Here is a 20,816-nt window from a genome sequence, read left to right as displayed (position 1 = left end):
TTGCACCTTTAATTAAAGCGAAAATTGTATGGTAAAAACAGTATCAAAACAAGTTTGAAATACTGTTTTTAAGGCACAAAATTTTGCTTTTTAATTTATACTGAGGATTAATAATGAGTAAAATAATCGCGTTGGCTAACCAGAAAGGTGGCGTGGGCAAAACCACTTCTTCCATAAACCTGGCAGCAAGTTTGGCGGTGCTGGAATATAAAACCCTGCTGGTTGATGCAGATCCGCAGGCAAACGCAACATCGGGCATTGGTTTTGATCCGAGAACGATCAAAAACAGTATTTACGAATGCATTATCAATGAGGTAGAACCGGTTGATGCGATCCAGAAAACGGAAACGCCCAACCTGGATTTGCTGCCCGCGCACATTGATCTGGTTGGGGCAGAAATTGAGATGATCAACCTCAGCAACCGCGAATATAAAATGAAAGCCGTGCTGGAAAAGATCAAAGATCAGTACGATTTTATTATTGTGGATTGTTCGCCTTCGCTGGGTTTGATCACGATCAACGCTTTAACGGCCGCAAATTCTGTGATTATCCCGGTTCAGTGCGAGTATTTTGCGCTGGAAGGTTTGGGAAAATTGCTGAACACCATCAAAATCGTACAAAACCGTTTGAACCCGGCGTTGGATATTGAAGGTATTTTGCTGACGATGTACGATGTTCGCCTGCGTTTATCAAACCAGGTGGTAGAAGAAGTGCGCACGCATTTTGAGAACCTGGTTTTTAACACGATCATCCAGCGGAATACACGTTTAAGCGAGGCACCAAGCTTTGGCATGTCTGTAATTATGCACGATGCAACCTGCAAAGGTGCCATTAATTACCTTAACCTGGCCCGCGAAATTTTGCGTAACAACGGAATGGTGAAAGAGGATGACAACCAGGCAAAATTAAGCGTAAAAAAATGAGTGCAGATAAACGAAATGCTTTAGGCCGGGGTTTGGGTGCTTTGCTGAATGATTCTGTGCAGGTAAATTCTGCTTCCAAAAAAAACGATGACAGAACAGAGCAGTCGGACACGGACGGATTAAAATCGGTAAACGCTGTTAAAATTGAAGAGATTGAAGTAAATCCTTTCCAGCCACGAACAGAATTTGATGAAGAAGCTTTAAAAGAACTGGCCGATTCAATTTCGGTGCAGGGTTTGATTCAGCCGGTTACCGTTCGGAAAACCGGCAAAAATAGCTATCAGTTGATTTCCGGTGAACGGCGTCTGCGTGCTTCTAAATTAGCTGGTTTAACAGAAATCCCTGCTTACGTGCGCACGGCCAACGATCAGCAGATGCTGGAAATGGCTTTGATCGAAAACATCCAGCGGGAAAACCTGAACGCGATAGAAATGGCTTTGAGTTTTCAGCGGATGATTGACGAATGCCATTTGAAGCAGGAAGAATTGGGCGACCGTGTGAGCAAAAACCGATCAACCGTAACTAATTATCTGCGTTTGCTAAAACTGCCGCCGGTGGTGCAATCTTCCATCCGCGACGGCGAAATTACGATGGGCCACGCCCGTGCGCTGATTGCTGTGGAAGATGCGGCCAAGTTGCTCTATATTCATCATCAGATCATTGAAAAAGGGCTATCTGTACGAAAGGTGGAAGATATGGTGCGCGAACTCCAAAAAACACCCGGTAAAAACAGCATCGCCAAAAAGGAAAGTTCGCCATCTTTCCAGATGCAGAAGATACAAACGGATTTGACTTCCAAATTCAATTCTCCCGTAAAACTAAAAGTTGGGCAGAACGGGAAAGGCAGTATCGAAATCCCGTTTTTATCGGAAGATGATTTAGGCCGGATTTTAGAAATGTTGGACTGGTAAATGATGCGCAAACCGCTGATACTGTTTTTACTGCTGTTTTTTTGTGCCGGAACAATTTTCGCCCAGAAAAAACCGCTTAAAAACAAGCGCGACACGGTGAATACGCGGGGCGATACCACATCGGTGCTTGTCCCGTTCAAACCGCGGGCAGAGCAGCCTAAGGACAAAGTTTATCATCCGGACAGTACGCATAGTCCGCATAAAGCCATCATCAAATCGTTGACCATCCCGGGAACGGGCCAGATTTATAATAAACAATACTGGAAACTGCCGATCGTTTATGGCGGCTTTGCCGGTTTGGCTTATTCGTTTTATGTGGCGCAAACCAATTACAAAGATTATCTGAAACAGGCCGTTGCACTACAGCGGGGAGATTTGGGCGATACAGAAAAATTTGGGACGGCATCGCTTCAAACTATCATTGTTTACAAAGATTTTTATCACCGCAACCGCGATTTGACCATAATTGGCACAGTTGCTTTCTGGGGAATCCAGGCGATTGATGCTTACATTGCGGCCAAGTTTCAGCATTCTTACACGATGGACAATAACCTTAGTTTTAAAATTTTGCCGGAAATCATCAATTCGCCTGCTTTGGCTTACGGCGGTTTTGCACCGGGATTGAAGCTGGTAATGAAGATGAGATGAAGAAGCCGTTAACAATCAGTCATCTGCTTTTTTGCAGATTATTTAACATATATACTTCTTTTATCACCTAAAAAATGACAGGTTTTTTGTTTTAAAATTATGCAGACACCAAAATTTATAGGGTAAAAGAAGCATTGCATTTTTGTTGAAATAAATTTTAAACAGGCCCTTAACAATATAAAATTTAGAAAGAATGCTGAAAGTGGATACCTGACAGCTTATACCTTATACCTCAATGAAAATAGCTTTACTCGGATACGGAAAAATGGGCAGAATGATCGAACAGATTGCCCTCGGACGCAAACATGAAATTGTTTTAAAAATTGATCATGATAATTTGTACGATCTCACTCTGGCAAACCTGCAGCAAGCGGATGTGGCCATAGAATTCAGTACGCCGCACACGGTTTTGGGCAATATTAAACTTTGTATGGATGCCGGTATCCCGGTAGTTGTTGGTGCTACGGGTTGGTACGAAAAAATCCCGGAGGTAAAAAACGCTTGTCTGGAGCAAAATGCGGCCATTATTTATGCCTCTAATTTTAGTGTCGGGGTGAATATTTTCTTCCACATCAACAAAATGCTGGCTCAGGTTATGAACCGTTTTCCGGATTACGAAGTTCAGGTAGAAGAAATCCACCATACCCAAAAACTGGACGCGCCAAGCGGAACGGCGATCACGATTGCCGAAGGGATCATCGAAAATATACCGGTAAAAGAAGCATGGGTAAACGTTTTGACAACCGATGATAAAGACGATAACGATCAAATAAAACCCAACCAATTGTTAATAGAATCTTTACGGATTGAAAGCGTTCCAGGTACGCATACCGTTATTTATGGTTCGGAAGTAGATACGATCGAATTTAAACATACGGCGCACAACCGCAGTGGTTTTGCCTTGGGCGCGGTGCTGGCCGCCGAGTGGGTTAAAGATCGTAAAGGTTTTTTTACAGCTTCCGATCTGTTTAATTTTAACGCTTAAAAACACTACTTTCACGCCTTCAATAATCAAAACAATGAGCTGGAAATTCTGGAACAAAACTACTGCTGATCCAAAGAAAAAAAAGAAAAGTGCGACACGGGAATGGTTCGACGCCATTATTTTTGCAGTTGTTGCCGCCACACTGATCCGCGGTTTGTTTATCGAAGCTTTTACCATCCCAACGCCATCGATGGAACGCTCGCTTTTGGTAGGCGATTTTTTGTTTGTGAGCAAGATAAATTACGGTGCGCGCACCCCGATGACGCCCATTTCCTTTCCGTTTGCGCATCATACCATGCCCATTTTTGACGTAAAATCTTATTGGGACGGCATCAAACTGCCTTATTACCGTTTGCCGGGATTAAGCCACGTAAAAAAAGGTGATGTGGTGGTTTTTAATTATCCGATGGATGCGGATTCGCCGTTATATCGTCCGGTTGATAAGCGCGAAAACTATATCAAGCGTTGCCAGGGCACGCCGGGCGATACGTTGAAACTAATCAATACACAGGTTTATGTGAACGGTAAAGCTGAGGAAACACCGAAAGAAAGCCAGACTTCGTACCTTGTCCGTACTAACGGACAGGAACTGAACCCGGATGTTTTGTACGATCTGCACATTGATCCTTCGCACGGGCAGGTAAACGCAACAGATTTGGAATGGATAATGCCGCGCGCAAGTGTGCCGATTTTAAAAAGCTATTCCAACATCACCTACATTGCGCCCTACATCCAGCCGCCCGGACAGGCAGATTTGCAGGTTTTTCCGCATGATCCGAAGCTGAAATGGAACGTGGATAATTATGGCCCTGTCATCATCCCGAAAAAAGGCTGGACGGTTACGCTGGATTCGACCAACTATCTGATTTACGAACGTGCTATCAAGCTGTACGAAAACAACAAGCTGGAAAAACGAGGAAACGATATTTACATCAACGGAACGAAAACCAATAGTTACACTTTTAAAATGGATTATTACTGGATGATGGGCGATAACCGCCACAACTCTTTAGACAGCCGTTTCTGGGGTTTTGTGCCCGAAGACCATATTGTAGGTAAAGCTTTATTTATTTGGATGAGCTGGGACGAGCAAGCTTCTTTTCTGCATAAAATTAGATGGAGCCGGTTGTTTATGGGGATTAGGTAGAATGCTTCTTTTATCGGTGTAAATTTGGAAGGTGTAATCGGAAAGGTTACGCCTTTTGCCTAAAATAAAAATCAACATGAAAAATTGTTGAATTAATAGGTAGGATCGCAAATCCTAAGCTCAAAGGACGAAATAGCGAATATTACAAATCTTTACCAGCAAGGAGGGTGTATCGTTTAGCGTTAAAAACACGTACAGGTTATAAAATAAATAAAACATGAAACATTCATTCTTACTTATTATCCCTATAATATTGCTATTGTCCTGTAAAAAAGAAAATTCCCCTTCTTTTAATGAAAGGATTACTAAAGGGGAAAAATGGGGAATTCAAATTGGTAGTACACCTGCCGAAGTATTTGTCCAGCTTCAACAAGCGGGAATTGAAAATAATTTTGACGAGGTTGCTATTGTTTACCGCAAACCCTCTACTCAGCCGGAGCAAATTCAAAATCAGTTAAGCTTTTATCAGGCCATCACCCTACAAAGCAACGGGGAACGTATTGATCGCGCTATCATAAAGTTTAATGGTGAAAAAGTTACAGCTATTGATGCTTTGCCTGTTGAGGTCGGTAAATGGCCGCAGGACCTGCCTGATGAAACGGCAATTCATAAAGATGATGCTGTTGCCTCGATTTATGCCAAATTGCAAGCTATATATAAAGTTCAAGCTTATAGTAATTACCAAATCATTCTACCAGATAAGACTTTAAAAAAGCCGTTTGATGCTGATATGGGTAATTATGACGAATGGTACTTTACTTTCACCAAAAACATCAAATCAGGATTGACAGGCACATCGTCAGTCAGACTAAATTTTAAGGATGGAAAATTAAGTATGATACAGCACGGTTATAGCGAAAACGTAATTTATAACTGATCGGATTAGAAATATTTTAAAAAATACTTGCTGGTCGGGATTTATAATCCCGCCCTTTGAACTTTGGATTTCCAATCCAACAATACCCAACTTACTTTAACGTCCAACACCTTTAATTTGAAATCTGCAATCTTGTAAATAAGTGAAAGTTGCTTCTTTTATCGATTAAATTTAAGCTCCCAGCTGGTCTGTGTTTGCAATCCCGACCTTTTAAGCTATGGATTTCTAATCCAGCAATACCAACTTACTTTAAATTTCCACACCTTTAACTTGAAATCTGCAATCTTGTACAGAAAAAGCAATGCTTCTTTTATCAATTAAATTTAAATCCGTCTGCTAACCTGGGTTCAAAATGCCAGCCTGATTGTTCTCTTTATTCGCCTGCTGCTCTGATAAACTCCTCAGCTAATTGTTGAGACAACCTAAAGTTGGTTTGTTGAATCAAATCAAGGTAAGGACGAAATAAAGGCACAATACCTTTTTGTTTAGCACTTAACAATACGCCTACAGTACCCATGATGGTTAAACCCAGTTTTTTAGCTAATTTTCGCGCTGCTAAATCATCAAGAATGATGTAATCGCAGGAAATTTCAGAAGCTAAAGCAATAGCACTCGCTTCGCCTAAATCAACATCATGATAAAATTTTTCTTGTAAAATTTGATTTGCAGCTTGAATAATTATCCAGTTTGGTGATGGTTTACCATATTCTTTTGCGATCTCCGGAGTAGTATATACCGTTGCAAACAACTGGTGCAATATATGAAGCGCGTTAATTTTCTCCAGCAGAATAAAACAACTGGTATCCGTTATAACAGTTTTATTTTCCAAAGGAATGTTTAAAGTCATCTAAATCTGCAGCAGCACTTACATCAAGATAATGAACACCATAATTAATCAGGATTTCAGCAAAGTCCCACTTCTTCATGCTACACATTTCTGCCGCCTGACTTAAAGATAGTTTGCCTGATTCATACAACTTAGCTGCAATCAAACGAACGGTTTCATCGTGTTCTTTTTCAAGCGCATCGGGAACTTGTAATATCATCGTTGTCATGATATAAATATAAGAATTTGATTAAAATTATGGCACAGTGATTAGACGATTCTTCTAATTGTTTCTGCTGTCTAAGTTTGTAACTCCGTCCTTTAAGCTGTTGATTCCTAATCCATCATTAGCAATTATTTTAAACCTCACTCAACCCTTCCACGCCCAACTTACCCGCCAGATCATTCAAATCCTGCACAACCGCATCAACCAAAGGAATACCATTTACTTTACGGTCCAATTCAGCTTCCAGTTCCGGCTCGCCGGGAATAATTATTTTTTGATCTGGTGATACTGTTTTTGCCGACTTAAAACGTTCAATCCAATTATCTAAATGATGTTTAAATTCATCAACCGGCCGAAAACCATCTACACGCATTGCTCCTAAAAAATGCCCGATTCCGGTTCCCACAGGATTTAGCGCAGGATCTAAATAAGCCACAAAAGGCGGAACCCAAGGACCATAATTAGCACCGGAAAGTACGGCCGAAAGAATGTCAACCGTAGCACTTAAACCAAAACCTTTATGGCTGCCATGTTCACGGTCGCTACCCAATGGAAGCAAAGAACCACCAAATTTTAAAGCATGAGGATCAGTGGTAAAATCGCCGTTTTCATCCTGAATCCAACCTTCCGGAACCGGTTTCCCGGCGCGTTGTGCAATTTCCAGTTTGCCATTTGCTGCGGCAGAAGTTGCCATATCTACAATCAGTGGCGGATATTTCCCGGCGGGGAAAGCATAACACATCGGGTTGGTGCCGAGCATTCGTTCGTTGGAAAAAGTTGGTGCCACGAGTGGACTCGCGTTCGTCATGGCGAAACCGATCATGTCTTTTTCAACAGCCATTAAAGCATGATAACCGGCAATGCCAAAATGATTGGAATTGCGGACAGAAACCCAGCCCGAACCGTATTTCCCGGCTTTTTCCATTGCAACTTGCATGGCAAAAGGAGCAACCACTAAACCTAAACCGGCATCGCCGTCAACGGTTGCCGTGGTTGGGGTTTCGTGTACAATCTTAATGTTGGGTTTTGGGTTGATGCGTTTTTTCTCCCACAAACGTACATAACCGCTTAAACGGGCAACGCCGTGCGAATCAATCCCGCGCAGATCGGAGCGCAACAAAACATCGGCAGCGAGTTTACTGTGGTCCAAACTACAGCCGATTTTTTGAAAAATATTTTCGGTAAATTTTCGTAGCGATGCTTCTTTTATCAGCATAAAATTGGTATTATTTTTCTCTCGTCCCGAAGATAGGAGGGATGTTCTTTAACGAACAATTGATTAGTAATTTAGAATAAGATTTTTCCCTTCGGTCGAAATCACAGAATTTTATCAATGCAACAATATCTGTTACTCCGTTAAAATTGTAAACTTAAAATCCAAAGGTTTGAAGTTTGCAATGAGTCCATCAATCAACTTGGATCCAAGTTTCACATAAAACAAGCCAAAGTTTTCATTGCGTTCCTGTAAATTTCCGCCGGGAAAAAGTTCTGCTTTGATTTGGTCAATCTGGTTTAACCGAACTTGGTAATTGCGTTTTTCAGCTTTGAGCAACTTTTTTTCCAGGTTAAAAACAGCATGTTCCAGTCTTTTTTGAATTGCTTCTGTTGATGGTCCCAAAGTTGGGTCGATTTTAATATTATGCAATTTTAACCTGCTAAAAACAGCATTCAATTCCTGCTGAAATCCGCTCAACTGCAACTGGTTTTGACTGTTGACTTGTATCCAATCATTTTTCAAAATGTTGGTAGTTTGGAAAAAATCAGTCAAAGTTAAACCCATGTTTGCAGCTTTTTCTGCCGATCTTTTGGATACAATTAAGCCTGAATTCCGCAAAATCAAAATTGGAAAATCGACCTTGTAAAAATCAAAATTAGATTTCAGTTCCATCCAGTAAACTACTTCCGCGCCGCCGCCGATGTAGGCAATATTTGGTAAGATGACTTCCTGGTAAAGCGGCCGCATCACTACGTTCGGACTAAACCTTTCCGGAAAATCTGCAATTTCAGTTTTCAGTTCTTCTTCCGAAAAAGAAATAGCTGTATTTAAAACTTTGTATCGATGCTCTTCAAAAACAAGGCGTTCGCGTACTTCTTTTAGCAGGTAAAAAAAGTTGATTTCCCGAGGGTTGACCTGAATATGAACGCCAGCTTTTTCCAGCTTTTCATTGGTTTCCGAAATGTTTTTAAAACTATTTTGATTGATGATGTCCGATTCAATAATTGGCGCAAATTCTTTTTTTAAACGTGGATCATCTGCATCAATAATGATCAAACCAAACCTGGCGAACAACGCATTGACCAAATAACGCGTGGCATCGGCCAGTTTTTCAAACTTGGCATAAGCGGTTTCAACGAATTCAGAAAGTTCATCAGCATGTTCAACAATGCCTAAAATGCCTTTATATTGATTCAGTGCTTCGCGGATTCCTTTGGTCAAAACGCGACCTGTCGCACCGGAAACTTCTTCGTTCCATGCTATTTTTTTACCGCCAATTTGCGTATGGTTGATCTCGACAAAATCATGATCTTCTGAAGCCATCCAATAAACCGGGACAAAGTTTTTATCAGGAAATTCTATCTTTAAGTCTTTGGCTAAATTAATTGCCGTAACAATCTTAAAAATAAAATAAAGCGGGCCGGTAAAAATATTAAGCTGATGGCCGGTTGTAACGGTAAACGTGTTTTCCCGGTTCAGCAGATCAAGATATGTCCGGGTTAAATCCGATACTTCTTTTACCGGTAGTTTTTTATATTGTGCATTTAAAACTTCTATTAAAATGCTTCTTTTACAGGTGTTTTTTTTGTGTTGAAGCAATTGGCGGAAACCGTCCAAGTCTGGCCTGAAACCATAAAAAGGTTTTAAACTTTCATCATTTTTTAGATAGTTGACGACCGTTGGGGAAAAACTTCCGGTTTCAGCATAATCGATATAAGTGGCATCCATTTTTACAAGTAGCTCGGTTCGGCCAATTTTGAAATTTTTTCTGCGGAAACGATGCTTCCATACAAATCAAAATCTTCTGCCGAATCAATTTTCACTTCAACAAAACTTCCCGGGGCGGCATATTGTTCGCGTGCATCGATCAAAACTTCATTGTCCACTTCCGGCGAATCAAATTCAGTCCGCCCAACTAAATATTCACCTTCAATCTTATCGATCAAAACTTTAAATGTTTGTCCGATTTTCTGGTGGTTTTTTTCGTGGGAGATCAGTTGCTGCACTTCCATAATTGCTTCAGAACGTTCCTGTTTTACTTCTTCCGAAACATCATCCACCAAGTTATGCGCATGTGTTTTTTCTTCGTGCGAATACGTAAAACAGCCTAAACGATCAAATTTTGTGTCCATCACCCATTGCTGCATTTCTTCAAAATCCTGTTCGGTTTCACCAGGATAACCGGTAATTAAAGTGGTTCGCAAAGCTATTTCGGGAACTTTGTCCCGGATTTGGCTAATCAGATCAATCGTTTTTTGCTTGGTAATTCCGCGCCGCATCGACTTCAACATGTTGTCTGTAATGTGTTGCAGCGGCATATCCAGATAATTACAAACATTACTGCGTTCGTTCATCACATCCAGTATTTCCATCGGGAAACCAGAAGGATAAGCATATTGCAACCTTATCCATTCAATGCCTTCCACATCGGAAATCCGGCGCAACAACTCATCAAGATTGCGTTTGCCGTATAAATCCAAACCGTAATAAGTTAAATCCTGCGCAATCATGATCAGTTCTTTCGTACCATTTGCAGCCAGTTTTTTTGCCTGTAAAACAAGCTCGTCCATCGGTGTGGAAACATGTTTGCCGCGCATCAGCGGAATGGCGCAAAAGGAGCATGGCCGGTTGCAGCCTTCCGCAATTTTAAAATAAGCGAAATGAGAAGGAGTGGTCAACATCCGCTCGCCCAGTAACTCATATTTATAATCGGCACCGATATTTTGTAAGATTTCCTGCAGATTATTTGTGCCAAAAAAAGCATCAACGTTAGGTAGTTCTGCTTCTAATTCTGGTTTATAACGTTCTGAAAGACAGCCGGTAACAATTAATTTTCCAACTTTCCCCTTTTCTTTTAGCTCGCTGTATTGTAAAATGGTATCGATAGATTCCTGCTTGGCGTTATCGATAAATCCGCAGGTATTGATTACCACAATATCGTTACGGCCAACTTTTTCACTTTCGTGCACCACATCAAAGTAGTTGCCTTTCAGCTGACCCATCAATATTTCAGAATCGTATATGTTTTTAGAACAACCTAAAGTAACTACGTTTACACGTGGTTTTTTGGTAGTGTTTAATGTTGATATTTTCGTTTTCAAAAAATCTGAAATTAAGGAAATAGATTGTAAATGTCTTTCCGGTGAAGTACTCGTTCCAAGGTTAAAGTGTCATTTTGATATTTTATAACTATTCGGTAATCTCCGGTTCTGATGCGGTAATATAATTCGTAACCCTGTAGTTTCTTTAAATTTTTTATTTCTGAGAAGCCCTTGTAAGTTGGAATTTCCTGAAAAATCAGTTTTTCAACTTTAATTCTCTGTTTGGAAGGAATTGAAGCCAGATCTTTCAGGAACTTTTTGTTATAGATTAGCTGCACATTATTTTGCTTTATCTAAAGTTCGGTAGTAAGCAACTGCATTTTCTATAGTTAGATTTTCTGTCGGATCATTTTCATGTATGGCTTTCATCATCGCTATATCTTCTTTTTCTGATTGATTCAGAATTTGAGTTTTAAGTCCCATCTTTTGTGCAAGATATTGTAATAAGTCCAAATCTTTTTTATTGTTAGGATGAATAACGATACTTTCCATAAACCTAAAATTACAATTAATTATGATGGAGATAAAACTCAAGCTTCAATTTGAAAACTGAATGACTAATTATTCTTAAACAACGAATCCACAAAAGCTTTCCGGTCAAACAACTGCAGTTGATCTTTTTCTTCTCCAACACCAATATATTTTACCGGGATTTTAAACTGATCGGAAATACCGATCACCACGCCGCCTTTTGCAGTTCCGTCCAATTTGGTCAAAGCCAAAGCATTTACATCTGTTGCCTGAGTAAATTGTTTGCACTGTTCGATCGCATTTTGCCCGGTCGAAGCGTCCAAAACCAATAAAATCTCATGCGGTGCGTTCGGGATTACCTTTTGCATGACCGTTTTGATTTTTGTCAGCTCGTTCATCAAACCAACTTTGTTGTGCAAACGGCCTGCAGTGTCGATTATCACTACATCATCGCCGTTGGAAACCGCAGATTTCACCGTATCGTAAGCTACAGAAGCCGGGTCGGAACCCATTGCCTGCGCCACAACACGCACACCTACACGCTCGCCCCAAAGCTGGATTTGCGAAACCGCCGCTGCACGAAAAGTATCTGCCGCACCAATAACGACTTGATTTCCAGCTTGCTTAAGTTTGTAAGCCAGTTTGCCAATTGTGGTGGTTTTGCCTACGCCGTTTACGCCTACCACCATAATTACGTATGGTTTATGGTTTCCATACTCAAAATTATGAAAATCGTTGCTATTGTTTTCTGCCAATAAAGCCTGGATTTCCTCTTTTAAAATTCCGTTCAGTTCATTGGTGCCGAGGTACTTATCGCGGGCAACACGCTCTTCAATCCGCTTGATGATTTTTAGTGTAGTGGTTACGCCAACATCTGAAGTGACTAAAATTTCTTCCAGGTCATCCAGCACTTCTTCATCAACGGTAGCTTTTCCGGCAACAGCTTTGGTAATTTTAGATAAAAAACTATCTTTTGTTTTTTCCAAACCTTTATCCAGTTCCTGCTGCTCAATTACTGTGGTTTCTTTCTTCTTGAAAAAATCAAATAAGCCCATAATTTATTTGGAATTAAGCTGAAAAGCCAATGCTTCTTTTATGGCATAAATTTAGATGTCAACAAAAAAAAGCCCTTCCGGTAAAATCGGAACGGCTTTCTTGTTTTAAAAAGATTTTGATTACTGGTTAGCAGCTTTTGCTACAGCAATTGCATCTTTAACGTGATCGTTATGTGCCATAATCTCTTTGAAAGAATAAGCACCGGTTTTAGGGGATTTTACCATCGTGATCACTTTGGAGTATTCTTTACCTTTTCCGGTTTTCAGGGTTGCAACTACTTTCTTTGCCATGTTTTTTTTAAGTTGATAGATGATAGTTAATAGTTCATAGTAAATGCGAAATTCAGCTACTATGACCTATCAACCATAAACCAGATTGCTATTTAATTTCTTTATGAACAGTTACTTTTCTCAATACCGGATTAAATTTCTTTAATTCCAGTCTTTCAGTAGTGTTTCTTTTATTCTTGGTGGTAATGTAACGGGACATGCCCGGCATTCCGCTGGTTTTGTGTTCGGTACATTCTAAAATTACCTGAACCCTATTGCCTTTTTTTGCCATTTTTATATGAATTATAAGTTGTGAGTTATAAGTCGTAAGTTAAAAACCAAAACAGGCAACTTACAACAGGAAACCGGCAACTAATTAAATGTATCCTTTTTTTACAAACTTGCTGATGCAGGCAGAAATACCGTTTTTATTAACAGTTTTAATCGCTGAAGTAGAAACTTTCAGTGTAATCCATTTATCTTCTTCCGGGATGAAAAACTTTTTCAGCTTCAGGTTAGGGTGAAACTTACGTTTGGTTTTAGCGTTCGAGTTGGAAACGTTAAATCCGTTCATGGAAGTTTTACCGGTTAAATCGCAAATTCTAGACATGATGAAATCTTTTGTTATCTCTTCTCCTCCGAAAAAGAGTTTGCAAATATCAGCAATCCAATCAAAAAAACCAATAGCGTTTTCAAATTTAGTTTGATAAAATTTAGGTGATAAAAACAGTATCCGTTTCTCCAAAAAAAATTTGTTACAGATAATGATTTTGAACTCAAAATCATTAATTTAAGCCGCTCAATCATTAGATTGAAAAACCAATTATCAACTTATAATTTATTATGATGAAAGAAATTAACGAACTCGTCGTACGGGATTCTTCTGCCAATCCTGGTCCGCTCGGCCTGTTTGGCTTCGGCATGACCACCGTTTTATTAAACCTGCACAACGCCGGCTTTTTTGAACTCAATTCCATGATCCTTGCCATGGGGATTTTTTACGGCGGGACCGCGCAGGTGATTGCCGGGATTTTAGAGTCTAAAAAAAACAATACATTTGGAATGACAGCTTTTATATCTTATGGTTTTTTCTGGCTTAGCTTAGTTGGGCTGATCGTGATGCCGAAATTAGGCTGGACAATTGCCGCATCAGAAACTGCAATGGCTTCCTATCTGGCCATGTGGGGCGTTTTTACAGGCTTGTTATTTATCGGAACCTTGAAGATAAACCGTGCTTTACAGTTTGTTTTTGCCACCTTGACCATCCTGTTTTTTTTACTGGCCGCCGGCGATGCAACCGGTAATAAATCCATTACGCACTTGGCTGGTTACGAAGGTCTGATCTGCGGTTTTTCGGCTATTTATACTGGTTCCGCAACTTTGCTGAATGAGGTTTATGGCCGGAACTTCTGGCCGGTTGGTTCAATCACAAAATAATTATGTACCGCATAGGCTTTCTGCAAAACAGATTTTATAGTTTTACCGCGAGAAGGCGTAAATAATCTATCCAATGAACCTGCAAATAAAATCTTTCGAAGAGTACAAAAGCACCTACGATTACAGCGTAACCGAACCTGAAAAATTTTGGGCGGAAATTGCCGAAAACTTTTTATGGCGTAAAAAATGGGACACAGTGCTGAACTGGAATTTTACAGAACCCAAAATCCAATGGTTTTCCGGTGCGAAATTGAACATTACCGAAAACTGCCTGGACCGCCACCTGGAAAATTTAGGCGATCAACCCGCAATCATCTGGGAACCAAACGATCCGGAAGAACATCATCGTACTTTAACTTATAAGCAGTTACATCAAAAAGTTTGTCAGTTTGCGCACGTTCTCCAAAATAATGGTGCTAAAAAAGGCGACCGTATTTGTATTTATATGCCTATGGTTCCTGAGCTGGCCATTGCCGTTTTGGCTTGTGCGCGTATTGGTGCCATCCATTCGGTTGTTTTTGGTGGATTTTCGGCACAATCCATTGCAGACCGGATCAATGATGCAACGTGTACGCTCGTGATTACTTCTGATGGCGGTTTCCGCGGAAGCAAAGAAACGCCGATGAAATCTGTAATTGATGATGCGCTGGTGCAGTGCAAATCGGTACAAAAAGTAATTGTTTTAACCCGCAGCCGCACTCCGGTTTCGATGCTGAAAGGGCGGGATGTTTGGTGGGAAGATGAAATTAAAAAAGTAGAAACCAGCGGAAAAACCGATTTCCCGGCAGTAGAAATGGATGCGGAAGATATGCTTTTCATCTTGTACACATCTGGCTCAACCGGCAAACCAAAAGGCGTGGTGCACACATGCGGCGGCTACATGGTTTATACCGGTTATACTTTTGCCAATGTCTTTCAGTACCAAACGGGCGAAGTGCATTTTTGTACTGCAGATATCGGCTGGATCACAGGGCATTCTTACATCGTTTACGGCCCGCTTTCGCAAGGTGCCACAGTGCTGATGTTTGAAGGCATCCCAACCTGGCCCGATGCCGGGCGGATGTGGGACATCGTACAAAAACATAAAGTCAACATTTTATATACTGCGCCAACGGCCATCCGCTCGCTGATGGGTTTTGGCGATAAACCCTTAGAGGGAAAAGACCTAAGTTCGTTGACCAAATTAGGTTCTGTAGGCGAACCGATCAATGAAGAAGCCTGGCATTGGTTTGACGATAAAATCGGCCATAATAAATGCCCTATTGCCGATACCTGGTGGCAAACGGAAAACGGTGGTTTAATGATTGCACCGATTTGTAACGTAACGCCAACCAAGCCGGGTTATGCCACACTGCCGCTTCCGGGCGTTCAGCCGGTTTTGGTAAATGAAAACGGAAAAGAAATTGAAGGCAACGGCGTAAGCGGAAACCTGTGTATCAAATTTCCGTGGCCAGGCATGTTGCGTACCACATATGGCGATCATGAACGCTGTCGCACTACGTATTTTGCCACTTACCCAAACCTGTATTTTACCGGTGATGGCTGCCTACGGGATGAAGACGGCTACTATAAAATCACTGGCCGGGTTGATGATGTGCTCAACGTTTCCGGCCATCGTATTGGTACTGCCGAAGTAGAAAATGCGATCAACATGCACTCGGATGTAGTCGAATCTGCAGTGGTTGGTTACCCGCATGAAATAAAAGGCCAGGGCGTTTATGCTTATGTAGTTTGTCCGAATAAGCACGGTGATGACGAACTTACCCGAAAAGATATAACCATGACGGTTTCGCGCATCATCGGCCCGATTGCCAAACCGGATAAAATACAGTTTGTAAGCGGTTTGCCAAAAACGCGTTCCGGCAAAATCATGCGAAGGATTTTAAGGAAGATTGCAGAATGGGATACCGGGAATCTGGGCGATACGTCCACATTATTGGACCCTGGTGTGGTGGAAGAAATTAAGGAAGGTGCGTTGTAGCAAGCCAGTATTGTATTAATACAAAGAAAAATATTAAATTTATGATAAAGAGAAACACCTAAGGCAATGGCAATACTTACCATACATCCAAAAGACGAAGCACAGGAAAAAGCACTTAAAACAATTTTTGAGGCTTTTAGTATAAAATACGAAAAGGAGTTTGACGAAACGGAGTATTTAATGTCAAGTAAAGCCAATTATGAAGCTTTGGATGAAAACATTGCGCAATTAAATGCAGGTAATGGGGTGAAAATATCCTTAGAGGATCTATGGAAATAATATTTTCGCCTCGTGCAATTGAAGAATTACAATATTGGAAGAAAAGAGGGAATAAAAATGTATCCGGGAAAATTGAGCATCTGCTCAAAGAAATTCAGCAAACGCCTTTTGAAGGGATTGGCAAACCAGAGGCACTAAAGCATAAGTGGTTGGGATATTTGGTCGAGACGAATTACAAGTGAGCATCGTTTAGTTTATAAAATTGAAAACGACATTATTTTTATAGCTCAATTGCGTTATCATTATTGATCTGTAGGTTTTTACTTAAACTTAAGCGATAGTATCACTCTGATTGATACGGCTGTAGTAGAGAAAATTAAATAAGGGGCTTTGTAGTGTAAATTCAAAAAACTCCCTAATTTAAATAGGGAGTTTAAGGTTATTTTCTATTTTAATTGTTCGGTAAATTTCTAAAAGCAAATTCCCTCCAATAAAAACTAATGACAATATTTCATAAGTATTAATTACTTAATTTATTATTTATCCCTGCTTAATGCCGGCTTAATATTAAACCCAGGCTGTTGATTTAATCATATCCCATAACGAACGGCTACCTTTCAATTTATTATTTTATTCCTCCTCCTTTTTTCATATAAATATAAAGCAGAATCGAAAAAGAGTAAAGCTTTTTTAAAAAAATTATTTTCATGCTTCTTTTACAAGCATATTTTAAGCAAAGAAATTAAATTTTGATTTTTCTGAATATATTTACTTTATCATTTTACTTAAATAATTACAATTATGGATCTTAATTTAAAAGGAAACTGGAACCAGTTAAAAGGCAAAGTAAAACAAGCTTATGGCGATTTAACCGATGACGATTTAACGCACGAAGAAGGTAAAGACGATGAACTGTTGGGCAAGTTGCAAACTAAAACAGGCAAAAGCCGAGACGAAGTTGTAAGTTGGTTAGAAAGCTTGTAATACTTCTTTTATCCTATAAAAATTGAGGAAGTCTGGGTGCAGGCTTCCTTTTTTATTGTGCAAAAAGTTCTTTTAGTTCAACAGAAAAACCATTTAAAACGGTAGAATGGAAAGTTTCCGGTTGCTTAACTTTTTGATCCAAAACATACAATGCTTCTTTTAGCACATAAATTTCAACGCTTAATTGTAACGGATCAATAATAATATATTCTGCAACGCCATATTTTTCATACATGTCTTTTTTCTGGCGAAGATCGTAATAACCGTTAGCAGGCGAAAGTATCTCTATTATTAAATCGGGCGCACCTTCAATCCGATCTTTCAATAATTTTTCTTTTCTTTCTGCAGTTACATAAATTAAATCAGGCTGAAAAATATTACCATCATCTAATTTAACATCCATCGGAGCCGATAAAAAAAGACCTTTGTTGTTGGTGTTTCTCAAAAAATCTAAAATAAAACCGGTTAATTTCATCGAAATTAATTGGTGTTTTGAGGTTGGTGAAGGCGACATAATCAAATCATAATTTATCAACTGAAAAGGCGCACCTTCTTCCAAAAGCATATAATCTTTTTCGGTGTATTTGTTTTTTGTTTCCGTGGTCAGCATCTATCAAATATAAAAAATCTTATTTATAATTTCGCCGCATGGCAAAAGCAACAAAACCAACCATTTTAGTGGTTAATGATGATGGAATTACTGCACCGGGCATCAAAGCTTTGCTGGAAGTGATGCAGGAAATCGGGCAAGTAATTGTGGTTGCGCCGGATAGTCCGCAATCGGGCATGGGCCACGCGATCACGATTGGCAAACCGCTGCGTTTGGATAAGGTTGATCTGTACGAAGGCGTGGAAATGTACAAATGTTCCGGCACGCCCGTGGATTGTGTGAAGCTGGCCGTGAACGTTATTTTTAAAGGCAAAAAACCGGATTTGTGCGTTTCCGGGATCAACCACGGTTTAAATAATTCCATCAATGTACTGTATTCCGGCACCATGTCTGCCGCGGTAGAAGGTGCCATCGAAAGCATTCCTTCCATTGGTTTTTCGCTGGATGATTACACACAGGAAGCAGATTTCTCGGCCGCAAAAAAATACATCAACCAAATTGCTTTGCAGGTTTTAGATCACGGTTTGCCACAAGCAACTTTACTGAACGTCAACTTCCCCAACACCAAAGATTTAAAAGGTATTAAAATCTGCCGACAGGCCAACGCCAAATGGGCTGAAGAATTTGATGAGCGATCTGATCCGCAGAAACGGAAATATTACTGGCTGACCGGCGTTTTCCAGGTAAACGATCTGGGCGAAGACACGGATGTTTGGGCTTTAGAACATGACTACGTTTCGGTTGTCCCGGTGCAGTTTGATATGACGGCACACCACGCTATCGGAACGCTAAACAGCTGGAAATTTGAGGCTTAGGTCATTCTTTTATACTTTGTAAATTCAGGTCAATCCCTTGCGGGCCACCGGTTAATTTGCAGATCAGCGGAAAATCCGGATCGTTCAAAATCCATAATTTGGTTTTCCCGTTGGCTGTTGCGGCGTAAAAAACATCTGCTTCTTTATCGTTGATTTTAAAGGGTGTTGCATCCGCAGCAACGGTAAAAGTTTGCCCGTTCAGTTCAAAAGAATTATTGGTTTTTAAATTATTGAAAGTGGTTTTGGATAAAATGGCCAGCGTTTCATCGTCTTTCAACCGGGTTATATCATCCATAGAAGGTTCTTTGATCGCCATTTTTTTACCGCTTTCAACTGCTTTTGCCGACATTTCAAAAGTCCCGGTCCCTAATTGCGGCACATAAAATTTAAGCTGGACCGGTGCAGTTGTACTTAAAACGGTCAACGTTAAAGGCACTTCCTGGCCAAAAGCTTTGTGATAAGCTGTGTAATTCAGTACCGTTCCGGTTTTAATTTGCGGGACATATTTCTGCGCAAAAACCGATACGTTTAAGCAAAAATCCAAGGCAACAACAAACAACATTTTCATAATTTAAAACTGCTGTTTTTAGGATGATAAAAAAAGTATTTCTGATTATTTCTGTCAATGTTTTAATTTTGGCCGATGCAGGTAAAAAATAATCTTGTTGTTGGGCTGCTTTTAGGGTTGATACTTCCTTTATCGACGTTTTTTTTGGCTGAAATTGCTTTTAAAAATCAGCTTTTTCCTGCCAAACCCGGCGCGCCGTATTTGATTGCGGTTGGTATAAATTTGGTTTTGATACGTTTCCTTTACAAGGCAAAAATCGACAGAACGGCGATCGGGATATTGATGATCTGCTTTGTGGTACTGGTTTTGGCCTTTATCTTTAAAATAAAACTCCGATGAAATATTATCTGGTTGCCGGCGAAGCTTCCGGAGATTTGCATGGTGCCAATTTGATGGCTGCTTTAAAAGCCCGCGATCCGCAGGCCGAGTTTCGTTTTTTTGGCGGAGATTTGATGCAGGCCAAAGGCGGAACGCTGGTGAAACATTATGCCGAAATGGCTTTTATGGGTTTTTTGGAAGTGGCTTTAAACCTGCGCACCATCCTTAAAAACATGAAAACCTGCAAAAATGATATTTTAAAATGGCGGCCGGATGTGGTGATTTTGATCGATTTCCCGGGCTTCAACCTAAAAATTGCCACTTTTTGTAAAGAAAAACGTTTGCCTGTTTTTTATTATATCTCGCCAAAAGTTTGGGCCTGGAACCAGAAACGGGTTTTAAAAATCAAAAAAGTGGTGGACAAAATGTTCTGCATTTTGCCTTTTGAAGTTGATTTTTATAAATCCTGGGGCATGGAAGTGGATTACATTGGCAACCCGCTGCTGGATGCTGTTTTTATCCACCAAAAAAACGAAAACTTTATCCGCCAAAATAACCTGGGTCAAAAACCGATTGTGGCTTTGCTGCCGGGCAGCCGCAGGCAGGAACTGAAAGGTATTTTGCCCGATATGCTGGCGATAACCGATCAGTTCCCAAACCATCAGTTTGTTATTGCCGGTGCGCCATCGTTTGCTGCGGAGGATTATGCTTCTTTTATCGGCCAAAAATTGGTGCCGGTCGTTTTTGACCAAACGTATAATTTGCTGCAACACGCCAGCGCAGCTTTGGTGGCTTCGGGCACGGCCACGCTGGAAACGGCTTTGTTCCATGTGCCGCAAGTGGTGCTTTATAAAGGTAATGCAATTACGATCGGCATTGCCAAAATGCTGATCAAAATCCGGTTTATCTCGCTGGTGAACTTGATTATGGACCGTGAAATTGTGAAAGAACTGATCCAGGAAAACTGCACGCCGCAAAAAATCAGTAATGAGCTCGAACGGTTGCTGCATAATCAGCATTACCGGCAAACCATGCTTGCCAATTACGCTGTTTTAAATAGGAAAATGGGCAAACCCGGCGCATCTGCAAAAACCGCAGAACTGATGATCGGCTATCTGCAAAAACAGCCAGCCTGAAAAAACAGTGCTAAAAGAAGCATTGTAAACACTTTATTATCAACGCAAAAAATCAAATCTTTTTTGCTGATGCTTCTTTTATCAACAAAATT

28 protein-coding genes are annotated in these 20,816 nt (G+C 40.4%); 15 read left to right on the top strand and 13 right to left on the bottom strand.

What is annotated here, in order from left to right; translation table 11 throughout:
* Window positions 1–113: 113 nt before the first annotated feature.
* From ACOFKR_RS13345 to ACOFKR_RS13320, 6 genes are all read left to right on the top strand, one after another.
* Window positions 114–923, top strand: coding sequence for a ParA family protein (locus ACOFKR_RS13345; protein WP_419801299.1), 810 nt, complete (start codon window positions 114–116; stop codon window positions 921–923).
* Complete coding sequence (locus ACOFKR_RS13340) at window positions 920–1,834, top strand: ParB/RepB/Spo0J family partition protein (RefSeq protein ID WP_419801298.1); 915 nt, start codon at window positions 920–922, stop codon at window positions 1,832–1,834. Before ACOFKR_RS13345 ends, ACOFKR_RS13340 begins: the two co-directional genes overlap by 4 nt.
* The gene (locus ACOFKR_RS13335; protein ID WP_419801297.1) at window positions 1,835–2,482 is read left to right on the top strand and encodes a DUF5683 domain-containing protein; all 648 of its coding nucleotides are present in this window, start codon (window positions 1,835–1,837) and stop codon (window positions 2,480–2,482) included.
* A gap of 235 nt (window positions 2,483–2,717) precedes the next feature.
* A complete protein-coding gene (gene dapB, locus ACOFKR_RS13330) occupies window positions 2,718–3,467 on the top strand; it encodes a 4-hydroxy-tetrahydrodipicolinate reductase (protein WP_419801296.1) in 750 nt (249 codons plus the stop codon).
* Between the two features lie 34 nt (window positions 3,468–3,501).
* A complete protein-coding gene (lepB, locus tag ACOFKR_RS13325; protein WP_419801295.1) occupies window positions 3,502–4,614 on the top strand; it encodes a signal peptidase I in 1,113 nt (370 codons plus the stop codon).
* Window positions 4,615–4,831: 217 nt separating this feature from the next.
* A complete protein-coding gene (locus ACOFKR_RS13320) occupies window positions 4,832–5,491 on the top strand; it encodes a hypothetical protein (protein WP_419801294.1) in 660 nt (219 codons plus the stop codon).
* A 373-nt stretch (window positions 5,492–5,864) separates the two neighbouring features.
* Here the strand turns inward: ACOFKR_RS13320 and ACOFKR_RS13315 are convergent, their stop codons facing one another.
* The 11 genes from ACOFKR_RS13315 to rpmB form a co-directional block, all read right to left on the bottom strand.
* Window positions 5,865–6,320: a DUF3368 domain-containing protein gene (locus ACOFKR_RS13315; protein WP_419801293.1), complete on the bottom strand. Its 456-nt coding sequence runs from the start codon at window positions 6,318–6,320 to the stop codon at window positions 5,865–5,867.
* Entirely contained in the window at window positions 6,310–6,546 is a 237-nt protein-coding gene (locus tag ACOFKR_RS13310; protein WP_419801292.1) for a UPF0175 family protein, read from the bottom strand. Before ACOFKR_RS13310 ends, ACOFKR_RS13315 begins: the two co-directional genes overlap by 11 nt.
* A gap of 130 nt (window positions 6,547–6,676) precedes the next feature.
* A complete protein-coding gene (locus tag ACOFKR_RS13305) occupies window positions 6,677–7,759 on the bottom strand; it encodes an Ldh family oxidoreductase (RefSeq protein WP_419801291.1) in 1,083 nt (360 codons plus the stop codon).
* A gap of 132 nt (window positions 7,760–7,891) precedes the next feature.
* Entirely contained in the window at window positions 7,892–9,487 is a 1,596-nt protein-coding gene (gene bshC, locus ACOFKR_RS13300) for a bacillithiol biosynthesis cysteine-adding enzyme BshC (RefSeq protein ID WP_419801290.1), read from the bottom strand.
* A 2-nt stretch (window positions 9,488–9,489) separates the two neighbouring features.
* Entirely contained in the window at window positions 9,490–10,860 is a 1,371-nt protein-coding gene (gene rimO / locus ACOFKR_RS13295; protein ID WP_419801289.1) for a 30S ribosomal protein S12 methylthiotransferase RimO, read from the bottom strand.
* A gap of 11 nt (window positions 10,861–10,871) precedes the next feature.
* A complete protein-coding gene (locus ACOFKR_RS13290) occupies window positions 10,872–11,138 on the bottom strand; it encodes a type II toxin-antitoxin system RelE family toxin (protein WP_419801288.1) in 267 nt (88 codons plus the stop codon).
* Window position 11,139: 1 nt separating this feature from the next.
* Window positions 11,140–11,352 (bottom strand): hypothetical protein, encoded by a 213-nt coding sequence (locus ACOFKR_RS13285; protein WP_419801287.1) that lies wholly within the window; start codon window positions 11,350–11,352, stop codon window positions 11,140–11,142.
* Window positions 11,353–11,417: 65 nt separating this feature from the next.
* Entirely contained in the window at window positions 11,418–12,386 is a 969-nt protein-coding gene (ftsY, locus tag ACOFKR_RS13280; RefSeq protein WP_419801286.1) for a signal recognition particle-docking protein FtsY, read from the bottom strand.
* Between the two features lie 120 nt (window positions 12,387–12,506).
* Complete coding sequence (locus ACOFKR_RS13275; RefSeq protein WP_419801285.1) at window positions 12,507–12,677, bottom strand: DUF4295 domain-containing protein; 171 nt, start codon at window positions 12,675–12,677, stop codon at window positions 12,507–12,509.
* A gap of 88 nt (window positions 12,678–12,765) precedes the next feature.
* Complete coding sequence (gene rpmG / locus ACOFKR_RS13270) at window positions 12,766–12,948, bottom strand: 50S ribosomal protein L33 (protein ID WP_157567070.1); 183 nt, start codon at window positions 12,946–12,948, stop codon at window positions 12,766–12,768.
* 84 nt (window positions 12,949–13,032) lie between these two features.
* Window positions 13,033–13,266, bottom strand: a complete 234-nt coding sequence (gene rpmB, locus ACOFKR_RS13265) for a 50S ribosomal protein L28 (RefSeq protein ID WP_419801284.1) — start codon at window positions 13,264–13,266, stop codon at window positions 13,033–13,035.
* 233 nt (window positions 13,267–13,499) lie between these two features.
* On the opposite strand from rpmB, the gene ACOFKR_RS13260 reads away from it, so the two are divergent.
* From ACOFKR_RS13260 to ACOFKR_RS13235, 6 genes are all read left to right on the top strand, one after another.
* A complete protein-coding gene (locus ACOFKR_RS13260) occupies window positions 13,500–14,093 on the top strand; it encodes an acetate uptake transporter (protein WP_419801283.1) in 594 nt (197 codons plus the stop codon).
* A gap of 73 nt (window positions 14,094–14,166) precedes the next feature.
* Entirely contained in the window at window positions 14,167–16,074 is a 1,908-nt protein-coding gene (acs, locus tag ACOFKR_RS13255) for an acetate--CoA ligase (protein WP_419801282.1), read from the top strand.
* 66 nt (window positions 16,075–16,140) lie between these two features.
* On the top strand, window positions 16,141–16,353 hold the full coding sequence (locus tag ACOFKR_RS13250; protein WP_419801281.1) for a hypothetical protein: 213 nt from the start codon (window positions 16,141–16,143) through the stop codon (window positions 16,351–16,353).
* The gene (locus ACOFKR_RS13245) at window positions 16,344–16,535 is read left to right on the top strand and encodes a type II toxin-antitoxin system YoeB family toxin (protein ID WP_419801280.1); all 192 of its coding nucleotides are present in this window, start codon (window positions 16,344–16,346) and stop codon (window positions 16,533–16,535) included. Before ACOFKR_RS13250 ends, ACOFKR_RS13245 begins: the two co-directional genes overlap by 10 nt.
* Window positions 16,495–16,602, top strand: coding sequence for a type II toxin-antitoxin system YoeB family toxin (locus ACOFKR_RS13240; protein ID WP_419803641.1), 108 nt, complete (start codon window positions 16,495–16,497; stop codon window positions 16,600–16,602). The genes ACOFKR_RS13245 and ACOFKR_RS13240 overlap by 41 nt, the downstream gene beginning before the upstream one ends.
* A gap of 492 nt (window positions 16,603–17,094) precedes the next feature.
* On the top strand, window positions 17,095–17,277 hold the full coding sequence (locus ACOFKR_RS13235; RefSeq protein ID WP_419801279.1) for a CsbD family protein: 183 nt from the start codon (window positions 17,095–17,097) through the stop codon (window positions 17,275–17,277).
* A 52-nt stretch (window positions 17,278–17,329) separates the two neighbouring features.
* Here ACOFKR_RS13235 and ACOFKR_RS13230 read toward each other — a convergent pair whose 3' ends face one another.
* Window positions 17,330–17,887 carry a Uma2 family endonuclease gene (locus tag ACOFKR_RS13230; protein WP_419801278.1) on the bottom strand — a complete coding sequence of 186 codons (558 nt, stop codon included), beginning with the start codon at window positions 17,885–17,887 and terminating at the stop codon, window positions 17,330–17,332.
* A 38-nt stretch (window positions 17,888–17,925) separates the two neighbouring features.
* Here ACOFKR_RS13230 and surE point away from each other — a divergent pair, with 38 nt between their 5' ends.
* Window positions 17,926–18,702 carry a 5'/3'-nucleotidase SurE gene (gene surE / locus ACOFKR_RS13225; RefSeq protein ID WP_419801277.1) on the top strand — a complete coding sequence of 259 codons (777 nt, stop codon included), beginning with the start codon at window positions 17,926–17,928 and terminating at the stop codon, window positions 18,700–18,702.
* A gap of 1 nt (window position 18,703) precedes the next feature.
* Here surE and ACOFKR_RS13220 read toward each other — a convergent pair whose 3' ends face one another.
* Complete coding sequence (locus ACOFKR_RS13220; RefSeq protein ID WP_419801276.1) at window positions 18,704–19,270, bottom strand: hypothetical protein; 567 nt, start codon at window positions 19,268–19,270, stop codon at window positions 18,704–18,706.
* A gap of 75 nt (window positions 19,271–19,345) precedes the next feature.
* On the opposite strand from ACOFKR_RS13220, the gene ACOFKR_RS13215 reads away from it, so the two are divergent.
* Window positions 19,346–19,609, top strand: a complete 264-nt coding sequence (locus ACOFKR_RS13215; protein WP_419801275.1) for a hypothetical protein — start codon at window positions 19,346–19,348, stop codon at window positions 19,607–19,609.
* On the top strand, window positions 19,606–20,724 hold the full coding sequence (gene lpxB / locus ACOFKR_RS13210) for a lipid-A-disaccharide synthase (protein ID WP_419801274.1): 1,119 nt from the start codon (window positions 19,606–19,608) through the stop codon (window positions 20,722–20,724). Before ACOFKR_RS13215 ends, lpxB begins: the two co-directional genes overlap by 4 nt.
* Window positions 20,725–20,816 lie beyond the last annotated feature (92 nt).

This window comes from Mucilaginibacter sp., from assembly GCF_965201005.1.
Classification (GTDB): domain Bacteria; phylum Bacteroidota; class Bacteroidia; order Sphingobacteriales; family Sphingobacteriaceae; genus Mucilaginibacter_A.
This window is presented reverse-complemented; position numbering and strand designations above follow the sequence as displayed.

Bases quoted from the DNA above. Each gene is read 5' to 3' on its own strand.
- ACOFKR_RS13345 (WP_419801299.1), top strand. From the start codon at position 114: ATGAGTAAAATAATCGCGTTGGCTAACCAGAAAGGTGGCGTGGGCAAA.
- ACOFKR_RS13340 (WP_419801298.1), top strand. From the start codon at position 920: ATGAGTGCAGATAAACGAAATGCTTTAGGCCGGGGTTTGGGTGCTTTG.
- ACOFKR_RS13335 (WP_419801297.1), top strand. From the start codon at position 1,835: ATGATGCGCAAACCGCTGATACTGTTTTTACTGCTGTTTTTTTGTGCC.
- dapB (WP_419801296.1), top strand. From the start codon at position 2,718: ATGAAAATAGCTTTACTCGGATACGGAAAAATGGGCAGAATGATCGAA.
- lepB (WP_419801295.1), top strand. From the start codon at position 3,502: ATGAGCTGGAAATTCTGGAACAAAACTACTGCTGATCCAAAGAAAAAA.
- ACOFKR_RS13320 (WP_419801294.1), top strand. From the start codon at position 4,832: ATGAAACATTCATTCTTACTTATTATCCCTATAATATTGCTATTGTCC.
- ACOFKR_RS13310 (WP_419801292.1), bottom strand. From the start codon at position 6,546: ATGACAACGATGATATTACAAGTTCCCGATGCGCTTGAAAAAGAACAC.
- ACOFKR_RS13305 (WP_419801291.1), bottom strand. From the start codon at position 7,759: ATGCTGATAAAAGAAGCATCGCTACGAAAATTTACCGAAAATATTTTT.
- bshC (WP_419801290.1), bottom strand. From the start codon at position 9,487: ATGGATGCCACTTATATCGATTATGCTGAAACCGGAAGTTTTTCCCCA.
- ACOFKR_RS13285 (WP_419801287.1), bottom strand. From the start codon at position 11,352: ATGGAAAGTATCGTTATTCATCCTAACAATAAAAAAGATTTGGACTTA.
- ftsY (WP_419801286.1), bottom strand. From the start codon at position 12,386: ATGGGCTTATTTGATTTTTTCAAGAAGAAAGAAACCACAGTAATTGAG.
- ACOFKR_RS13275 (WP_419801285.1), bottom strand. From the start codon at position 12,677: ATGGCAAAGAAAGTAGTTGCAACCCTGAAAACCGGAAAAGGTAAAGAA.
- rpmG (WP_157567070.1), bottom strand. From the start codon at position 12,948: ATGGCAAAAAAAGGCAATAGGGTTCAGGTAATTTTAGAATGTACCGAA.
- rpmB (WP_419801284.1), bottom strand. From the start codon at position 13,266: ATGTCTAGAATTTGCGATTTAACCGGTAAAACTTCCATGAACGGATTT.
- ACOFKR_RS13260 (WP_419801283.1), top strand. From the start codon at position 13,500: ATGATGAAAGAAATTAACGAACTCGTCGTACGGGATTCTTCTGCCAAT.
- acs (WP_419801282.1), top strand. From the start codon at position 14,167: ATGAACCTGCAAATAAAATCTTTCGAAGAGTACAAAAGCACCTACGAT.
- ACOFKR_RS13250 (WP_419801281.1), top strand. From the start codon at position 16,141: ATGGCAATACTTACCATACATCCAAAAGACGAAGCACAGGAAAAAGCA.
- ACOFKR_RS13245 (WP_419801280.1), top strand. From the start codon at position 16,344: ATGGAAATAATATTTTCGCCTCGTGCAATTGAAGAATTACAATATTGG.
- ACOFKR_RS13235 (WP_419801279.1), top strand. From the start codon at position 17,095: ATGGATCTTAATTTAAAAGGAAACTGGAACCAGTTAAAAGGCAAAGTA.
- ACOFKR_RS13230 (WP_419801278.1), bottom strand. From the start codon at position 17,887: ATGCTGACCACGGAAACAAAAAACAAATACACCGAAAAAGATTATATG.
- surE (WP_419801277.1), top strand. From the start codon at position 17,926: ATGGCAAAAGCAACAAAACCAACCATTTTAGTGGTTAATGATGATGGA.
- ACOFKR_RS13220 (WP_419801276.1), bottom strand. From the start codon at position 19,270: ATGAAAATGTTGTTTGTTGTTGCCTTGGATTTTTGCTTAAACGTATCG.
- ACOFKR_RS13215 (WP_419801275.1), top strand. From the start codon at position 19,346: ATGCAGGTAAAAAATAATCTTGTTGTTGGGCTGCTTTTAGGGTTGATA.
- lpxB (WP_419801274.1), top strand. From the start codon at position 19,606: ATGAAATATTATCTGGTTGCCGGCGAAGCTTCCGGAGATTTGCATGGT.